General features: G+C 62.1%; 7 protein-coding genes and 1 tRNA gene. 1 reads left to right on the forward strand and 7 read right to left on the reverse strand.

Features of this window, described 5'->3' with window-relative positions; translation table 11 throughout:
• Window positions 1–94: 94 nt before the first annotated feature.
• The 7 genes from SGJ19_27890 to SGJ19_27920 form a co-directional block, all read right to left on the reverse strand.
• Window positions 95–1,063 (reverse strand): transglutaminase domain-containing protein, encoded by a 969-nt coding sequence (locus SGJ19_27890; GenBank protein MDZ4784088.1) that lies wholly within the window; start codon window positions 1,061–1,063, stop codon window positions 95–97.
• 110 nt (window positions 1,064–1,173) lie between these two features.
• The gene (locus tag SGJ19_27895) at window positions 1,174–1,566 is read right to left on the reverse strand and encodes a hypothetical protein (protein MDZ4784089.1); all 393 of its coding nucleotides are present in this window, start codon (window positions 1,564–1,566) and stop codon (window positions 1,174–1,176) included.
• 116 nt (window positions 1,567–1,682) lie between these two features.
• A complete protein-coding gene (locus SGJ19_27900) occupies window positions 1,683–2,321 on the reverse strand; it encodes a sigma-70 family RNA polymerase sigma factor (GenBank protein ID MDZ4784090.1) in 639 nt (212 codons plus the stop codon).
• 124 nt (window positions 2,322–2,445) lie between these two features.
• On the reverse strand, window positions 2,446–3,528 hold the full coding sequence (locus tag SGJ19_27905; GenBank protein ID MDZ4784091.1) for a hypothetical protein: 1,083 nt from the start codon (window positions 3,526–3,528) through the stop codon (window positions 2,446–2,448).
• Window positions 3,529–3,550: 22 nt separating this feature from the next.
• Entirely contained in the window at window positions 3,551–5,572 is a 2,022-nt protein-coding gene (locus SGJ19_27910; GenBank protein MDZ4784092.1) for a serine/threonine-protein kinase, read from the reverse strand.
• A gap of 177 nt (window positions 5,573–5,749) precedes the next feature.
• Window positions 5,750–7,156 carry an FHA domain-containing protein gene (locus SGJ19_27915; GenBank protein MDZ4784093.1) on the reverse strand — a complete coding sequence of 469 codons (1,407 nt, stop codon included), beginning with the start codon at window positions 7,154–7,156 and terminating at the stop codon, window positions 5,750–5,752.
• Between the two features lie 173 nt (window positions 7,157–7,329).
• Complete coding sequence (locus SGJ19_27920) at window positions 7,330–8,142, reverse strand: hypothetical protein (protein ID MDZ4784094.1); 813 nt, start codon at window positions 8,140–8,142, stop codon at window positions 7,330–7,332.
• Between the two features lie 400 nt (window positions 8,143–8,542).
• On the opposite strand from SGJ19_27920, the gene SGJ19_27925 reads away from it, so the two are divergent.
• Window positions 8,543–8,615 (forward strand) — tRNA-Ala (locus SGJ19_27925).
• Window position 8,616: the final 1 nt, after the last annotated feature.

The following is an 8,616-nucleotide window of genomic DNA, read 5'->3' on the forward strand; positions in this document are numbered from 1 at the left end:
ATACGCCGCCGCCATGGCAAACCTCCTTGAAAAAAGGCGATTCACCAGTTTACGTAGACTGCGCAGAGGGCGATAGACCTATCGCAGATGCGCTCTAGTTCGCCCCCGGCCCGTCCACAATCTCGCGCACGAACTTCACCTTCGGCTTGCCCCCTTTGCCGGTCAGGAATTCCGACAGGTAGCGTAGCTGCTGCTTGGGGCGATCGGGGTCGCGAAAGTTGTCTCCCTTTTGCAGGATCGGGCGCTGCTCGTCGATCTCGCCGAACGCCCGGTCGCCGGCCGCTTGGCACGGGAACCAATAGCCAGTTTCCGTTGCGTCCCAGAGATAGAACTCGGGATAGCAGTGACCGGGCACCCAGACCGTGCGGGCGGGAATATCCTCCGCGCGGCAGATGGCGATAAAGAGCGACGTCAATTCCTCGCAATCGCCGTCGCCGTCCTTGAGCGCGGCGAGCGCGCCTTTGATCGGGCCGTTCTTGTATTCGACGCGCTCGCGCACGCCGTCGTAAATCGCTTCGACTTGTTCCCAGGCCGAGGCGTCGCGCTTGTCCTTGAGAATCTCTTTCGCCGTGCTGCGAATCTTCGCGTGCCGGCTTTCGATTTTCGGACTGGGCCCGAGATAAATCCGCACGTCCGGCGGCAGCTTTTTTTTGTTCGGCAGGGTGTATTGCGCGGTGTCGGTCGGCGCGATCAGTTTGCGCTTGGTGACTTCCATCGTCACAAGCGCGTTCACCTTCTCCAGCGGCGCGACGAACGGCACGTCGATCACCATTTGCTGGACCGTGCCGGCGACCATCCGGTAGTCGACCTGCGCCACGTTCGGCGTGATATCCTCGGCGACCACCCGCACCGATTGCTCCGGCCATTCGATCGGAATCGGCGTCGTTCCGTGAATGCCGCGACATTCGCCTCCCTGAGATTCGACCGTCAGCCCGAGCTGAATGTGCTGGACCGTTTCGTCCCCCAGCGTGGGCCCGTTGTTCGTGTCCTCCTTGGGATCGACCGCCAGGGCCGGCGCCGCGAGACAACAGAACAGCAGCAGGGCCAATCGTAAGCGTTGCATGGATCGTGCCTGATATCGGGGCAGCGTCCATGCCAACGTGCGGGTCAGAACTCCATTCTACGTTACGGCGCGGCGAGAATCGACACCGCGTCGTAACAGCCCGGCGAGCGTTAGCGGCCCAGATAGCCGGCGCTCGATTGAAAATACTTGCGGCGGCGCTTGGTCGTGGCTTCGCCGGCGCCGGCTTGCTGTTCCTGGAGATCGGCGAGATTCGCCTGGCAGAAGCGGCAGCCGACCCCTTCGACGTGGAACTGAATGTAATCGGAATGCCCGTCGTCTAAGACGCCGAGCAAATGGCCGCCCAACTGTTCGCGCGTCGGGCAAGTCAGTCGCGAGCGGCGCCAGACCTCGCCCAGGCTGTGCAACCCGGTATCGCGCCGCGCATTGATCGACGACAACCGCCCCAGCAGCGATTTATCTTGGCGCAGCGACAACTCAATCACGGCCATCTCGGCCGCCGGCAGCGCTTCATCCAGATAAGCTTCCAGGTCGGAGTCAGTCATAGCGTCCCGTAGGTCAGGCTTTCCAGCCTGACAAGATGAGGCGTCGATCTAAAGTGTGTCTCGCGACTTCTGTTGTGGCACGGTCGGGAGACCGTGCCATAACCAGTTCGGCTGACCTACTCGGCTAACTCCGGAAAGACGTCCACGCTTAGCCCTTGCTTCCGGATGTTCGTCCGCATTTTGGCGATGAAGTCGAACTTGTGATTGGCAACCGTTTGTTCCGAGATGCCCAGCTTCACCGCGGCGTCCTTATTCGGCATCCCGCGCACAAACAATAGCTCGGCGCATTTGATCTTTTCCCAATCGCCGCGCTGCCGCCAGTAGTTGAGTTGTTCGCCGAGGGCCTGCGCGATTGCCCCGCGCTCCATGTGCAGGCGTTCGCCGCTGCGCATGATACTGCTGGCGGGGCGATCCTTGCCGGGCAAGTCCCAATCGGTCTGGCTCGCGGCGCCCGTGGCCAGCGGCAACGTCGGCCGCCGGCCTTCGCGCCTCAAGAGGTCGGTCAACTTATGTGCGGCGATGGAGAACAGATAGCTTTCCAACGGGCGCGATTGATCATAGTTCGGTAGGCTGGATAGAAAGCCGATAAACGTCTCCTGCACGACGTCTTCGCTGGCGGCCCGGTCGCGCAGCCGGCTCTCGACAAACGCCAGCAGTCGCCCCTCGAACCGCGCAATCAACTCCTCCCAAGCCGCGGCTTCCCGCGCCCGGATGCGACGAATCAAGACGGCGTCGATATCTTTGGAGGAGGACAATGGTTCAATGCTGGACGAAGTTCAACAGATGGTGCGATCTTACATTGTTAAATGATGAATGATGAATGACGAACTTCAGAGGCCTTCCGTTCATCATTCATCATTCTGCATTCATCATTTCCCCTTACATCCACCGCACCGCGCCTTCGGCCACGAGGGCCGCGGCGGTCAATACAGCGGTGGCACCGATCCAACCCGCGACGAGGCGGAGGAAGCCGGTGTAAAAGCCCTTGGTGAGCGTGTCGAGCTTCAGGTAACCATACAGCGTGGCCAGCAAGGAGAGCAACAGCCCACCGCCCACGCCAAACGCGCCCAGCCGGTGGCCGACCTTGGCCTGCTCGTAGCGAATTTGCAGATCATTCCGCACGTTCTTGTCGAATTGCAGCAGGACGTGCAACGAGTACATCGGTTGGCCCAGCGAGAGCGATTCGGCAGGAATCACTTCTGTCCAGCGATCCGCCAAGATGCCGTGGTCCACGACGTAACCTGGCGGGAGCTTGACCAGGTCGGGCGCGCTGTAGTCGATTTCCTTGGCCATGAACTCGTTCATCGCGTCACGGAGATGCGCGGGCAATTCGGCCTGTAGTTCGTCAATCGTGCTGTAGCGGTCGATATGGATCACGCGGCGCTCGATAAAATCCCGCGTCGGGGTCAGGGCCTCTTTCATCCATTCCGGGCGAGGCGTCGAGACTAACGCTTCGGCGGCCGCGGCCGGTGCGGACTCTTTCTTCTCACCCCAGGATTCGTCACTCGATGAAGATTCGTCGCTGGGACTAGCGACGTCGGCGGAAACTTCCGCTTCGGTGCTGACTTCCGCCGGCGCTGCCGCGGCGGGATCGTTATGGATTTCGATTTGGTGCGCAGGCGCAGGCGGTGCAGCGTGCTCCGGGGCCAATTCCGGATGAACCTGGATCGGCGGCGCAATTTCCCAATGCCGCATCTCGATTTGCTTCGCACGGGATTCCGCTTCGGCGTGTTGCATCTGCACCGCCCCGCGTTTCCAGGCGATCATCGGCAGGAGCAAGGCGAGGACAATCAGACCCGCCGGCAGCAGAATTACGAGCGCCACGGCGACGCTAGCACCCTTGCCCGCTTTAACCAGCGATACAATCACGATCGTCACCGCGACCAGCAGCGCCAGGCCGATGACCAGCAGCATGATGCCCGGAGCGACGGCGAATTGAGGTTGCATGACTTGTCCTAACATGGAGATGTCCTTCACTTGCGTCCTAGGCGGCCAGGTCCGCCGAGGCGGCTGGCTCGTGTTTGGGATTCATCCAAGGGCTGCAAAGCTGCACTGAAACGCTCGTCGCGACGGCCGTCATCAGGCCCCATTGATCGGGGAAGCCGACCATCTCGCTAAGAATGTACGCCCAGCCGCCGCAGACGATCGTGCTGCCCACGCTCAACCGCGAGGTCCGCAGCGGGTCGGCCTGCTTCCACCAACGCAGCACCGGGAACAACGCCCCGAAGTACGTCAGGTAGCCCGAAAGGTATTGATGGCCGTAGCTGTCGCTCAACAACACCGGGTGACGCAACGCGGGCGGCATGTCCAATTGCAGGCTCGGGTTCGAGGTCAAGTGCATGAACAGCGTTTCGGAGACGCCGTAGGCCGTGGCCCCGACGCCCAGCCCTACGGCCAACAGCACGAAGCGCCGCAACAGCCCCTCGCCTTGGGTCCCTTCCCAGAACTTGGCCGGGATCAGGATGCCCCAGGTCGCCGCCATCGAGACGACGCTCAGCCAGACGTAGTTGGGCACGTCGTAATTGTCGCCCGTAATCAGCATCATCACGCAGCTCACCGCCGCCACGACGATCGCTGAGCCAAGCATCGAACCGACCAACTCCGTGACTTGTTGCCGCGCCGTCTTGGCCGGCATGGCGCGGAGCGCCTTTTCGCTCTTGCGTGTTTTGCAGTACTTCTTGGGTACCGGCGGGACTTCGACCTTGGCCGCGAACGGCGCCGCGGCGGCCGGGTCCGGCCCGGTGAAGATGTGCGTAGCGTCGAGCGCTGGATCGGGCGTACGATACATCACCGGCTGTGCTGCCATCGCGGCCGGAGGCATAGACGTGGTCTTCGGTTTGTTCGCCAGCACGGCAGCGCGGATGCCGAAGTAAATTCCATAGACGACAAGTGCGAAGGGAGCGACCCACACGATCCACGGCGCATTTAAGAGAATGACGATGGCCAGAATGATGGCAATTGCCCGTTCTTGTTTTGTCGTCTTCGGGCTGTGCCAGCGATCGATCGCCCATTGCCAGTTGGTGCGAAGCCATTTCCAGATCGGTTCTTCGTCCACGCCGTCGATCGGCGTCACCACCGGCAACGGAGCGTTGAACGCAGCGTGAGGCTTCGGAATCTCCGGGATCGGCGGCGGCGATACGCGTTGCGTCGCGCCGTACGTCGGCAACACGCCGGTCGGCAGCAGCGCTAGCAATTCGCCGACGCTGCCCACACGGGCTTCGGGGTCTTTGTTCAAGCAGCTTTCGATCGCGCGGCGAAACGGCTCCGCGACGCGCGACAGGTCCGGCGTCGCGGTGAGATGCTTCATCAGCACTTCGCCGACGCTCTCCCCTTCGAACGGCACCTGGCCAGTCAGGATTTCGTACAAAATGATGCCGAGAGCATAGACGTCGATTTGTTTCCCGTAGCGGCCGTTCGCGATCTCCGGCGCCATGTAATGCACCGTGCCGACGCTTTCCGTCTGCCCGCTGCGGCGGCTGGCGGAGATGAACTTCGACAGACCGTAGTCGCCGATCTTCACCAGGCCGTCGTCGGAGAAGATGTTGCCCGGCTTCAAGTCGCGGTGGACGATGCCGTGGTCGTGCAAGTATTCCACGCCAGCGGCGATGCCCTGGAACCAACGCATCGCCTCGGCCACCGGAATGCCGCCAGGGTGGCGCAGAATCACGTCCTCAAGCGATTCGCCGTTGACATATTCCATCACCACCCAGCTATCGCCTTGCTCGTCATCGCGGATGTCGAACAGGGCCAGCAAGTTGGTGTGTTTCAGATTCAAGCATTGCGTCACCCCGCGAAGCTCGATTTCCAAGTTACGGCGAATCAGCTTGAGCGCGACTTCTTTGCCGGCGTCGCTGGTGGCGTAATAGACTTCGCCGAAACCGCCGCGGCCGATGCCGCGCTTAATCGTGTAGCCTTCCAGCGGTCGTGAGCCGCTGGGATACGTGAAGCGCATGGCGCCGCCGCGAGGTTCACGCGGGTTCCCGGCATGGGTGGCTGTCAGGTTCATGGGTTCATCACCGCCTCGAACTAGGGTAGCCGCTGTCGCTTCCATTTGTCCACTTCGCTCTCGGCTGGGCTTTCTTGGAGTTCTCTGTAGGAGGCGTCTCCCGACGCCGATTGGCAGGACTTCGCTGTTTCCATCGGCGTCGGGAGACGCCTCCTACAGGCTGGCGCGCCCTCGACTTCAAACCTGTTCCAAGCTCAGACTAAAGTCATCGCCGGCGATCTGGGCGTTGCGTTCGACCGGGCTGCGGCCTTCGCAACACACGCCGTTCACTTCCAGGCGTCCTTTCGTGCGACAATATAACTGTCCGTCGTGCCGGGAAAGGACCACGTCTTGTTTCCAGTCGCGGCAGACCACATGGCTGTTCGGTCCGGGACCCAAGACGCACGAATCGCTCATCAGTAATACCGCGTCCACCGCCGGAACAGTGCGGTGACGGCTAAGAAATTCCAGCCGGGCCGTGGCGCTCAAGGCGTGCGGTCGGCGGAAGCGGAGCTTCACGCCCCCTCCTAAGTCAATCAAGGCACCATCCGTGAGCGTTGTAGGCGCGGAAACCGGCCGGCCATTCACAATCACCTCGCGGACCGGTTCCAGCAGGTAACCTTCGCCGCCGCGGCGAATCTTCGCGTGGTTGCGCGAGAGATCGCCGAGAATCGCGATGTCCGTATTCGCCCCCGGGCCAGGCTGCCCGAGCGTTACCGTGTCCGCAGTGCAAACCAAGAAGCCGCCCACGCCGTCGATCCACAGAACAAAGCGATCATCGCTGCCATCATTTTCGGACGCGGCGGAAAGATCTTCGACGCTGGCCATACGAATCTCGCGAGGATGGCGGGCTTCGGCGAACGCGGTCGGCGTCGCGCGGCGCGGTGAAACCGGCGCGCTCGCCACGCCGATCCCCACGGCTTGCCAGGCGCGGCGCCGCGCGTCACGGGCTTGTTCGTGTGCGGGGGCGAGCGCCAGGATCGCTTCGGAAGTCGACAGCACTTTCGTCCACTGCTCTGCGAGCATCGCGGCGTGCAGGTCTTCCAGTTGCTTGCGGCATTCGGCCCCTTTGGCGAGGCAGGCCTGGCGAGCGGCGGTGAGCGCGCCGGAACCGGGCCGCAGGGCCACGGCCCCCGCGATCATTTGCTCGGCTTCGGCGAACTTACCGCTGCGCGCCAGTCGATCGGCGCCTTCCATCTTTTGTGCGACTTGCTTCAAGGCCCGCACTTCGGCGTTCGCGGCGTGATGGCGATCCAACTCGCGGAGCCGATCCAGGGCCGTCGTCGGCTCCCCGGCCGCGATCAGCGACTCGGCCTCCTCCAGCACGTGCCGCACGAAATCCTCGCGGGCGGCGCCGAGCAATTCTTGGTTCGCGCCCCAGTGCATGGCCATCTCCAAATCTTGCCAGCCCGCACGGCTTTCGCCGCGAGCGAGTTGATTCCGCCCGCGATGCGCGAGCTGATCGGCGACCTTGGCGAGCAACTGCTGAGCGGGCAGGAAACCAGTCAGCTCTTGGTCCTTGAGCAGCTTCCCGGCGTCCTGGAAGCGACCTGCGCGGTACGCCTCCTCCGCCTCCCGCAATTTAAGTCGCCAGCTCTGGAACATGAGCGAGTATGACGAAGGAAGGATGATGAATGACAAACGGGGGAGTGAAGGACTGGTGAACGACTAGTGATGAAGGCTGAATCAGATTCGACTTTCATCATTCGTCATTCATCATTTCCTCCACTTCCCCCGGACGCGGTTTACTTCGAGACGTCGCAGACTACCGGCGGCGTTCAGTCGATCGAGTCGATTTCCGCGGCGTGCGCGACCTTCTGGTCGGCGTTGCCGGAGAAGTACTCATCGACCTGGGCGACGATATCTTCCGTCATCGCCTCGTCGAGCGGGATTTCGCCGAGGTCGGCGCCGTCGGCGTCGACCAGCTTCTGTGCGACATCCAGACGAGTCTGCAGATCGCTGACCAATTCCTTGGCCCGCGAGAGCTGACTGTCGTCAAATCTATAGTCGCACGTCGTCTGGGCGGCTTCAACCATCTTCAACTTCGCGGCCACATTCTCCAATTTGACTTCCAACTCGCGCTTTTCGGATTGCATGCCCGCCAGCTTCTGCTGGGCGGCTTGCAAACTCTTCAGGCGGGCCTCGTGGATTTCACGCAGGCTGGCCAACGTGTCTTCCTTGGTCTGGTAGCGGACGAACCGGGCCTTCAGGTCGCGCTTGACCTGGTCCTGGCTGAAGTTGCGTCCGCCGTAGTTATACGACACTTGCTGCAGCTTCAGATCGCCGCTCAGCCGGGTCACGTCGGACTTGTCCTTGACCAGACCTTCTTCCGTGGCGGCGATTTCCCGCTCCAAGCGGGCCACTTCCACCTCTTCCTGGGCGATCACGTGCATGTTCTTGCGGATTTCGGGAACCAGGCTCCGGACCAATCCGCGGGCACGCTCCAACTCGAACTCAGGCGGGACGTTGTCCTTGACGGCTGTTTTCACCCACCCCACCGAGGTGCCGACATAGCTGGCGGCGTCCCGGCCGAAAAACAACCCCAAGACCAGGCACAGCCCGGTCGCGGCCATGACGATCTTCTTGCACATAATGTGTTCCTCCCCAATGACTTTTGCGGCGACGTGTTGGGCAAACCTTGGCTTGTGCATGGCCTCGGACCCCTGCGAAGTAAGCTGCCGGAAACGCCCGGCGACAGAGAGTGTTTCGCCGGCCTGGGAAAAATCTTGAAAACAGCGCCCAGTTTTCGTGAAGGGCGTGCCCTGGGAGGGCTGGGGCGCGGTGGAAACCAACGCCGCAATGCTCAAAGGCCAGGGAAGGCCTCCGCTAAAGTCACCATCGCCGACGACTTGGAGGGCCTTCCCTGGGCTTGGGACCGACTCGCGCGAGTTGAATCGGCCGGCGCACCCCGGTCGTCAACTTGACAGTCCCCCGGGACAGTGATACCGTTCTACGTTCCCGCGCCGGCCTTCGGCCTCGCGGGCATCCATCGGGGGATTAGCTCAGTTGGGAGAGCGTCTGGCTGGCAGCCAGAAGGTCAGGGGTTCAAGTCCCCTATCCTCCAC

The sequence above is a fragment of the Planctomycetia bacterium genome, from assembly GCA_034440135.1.
Lineage (GTDB): Bacteria > Planctomycetota > Planctomycetia > Pirellulales > JALHLM01 > JALHLM01.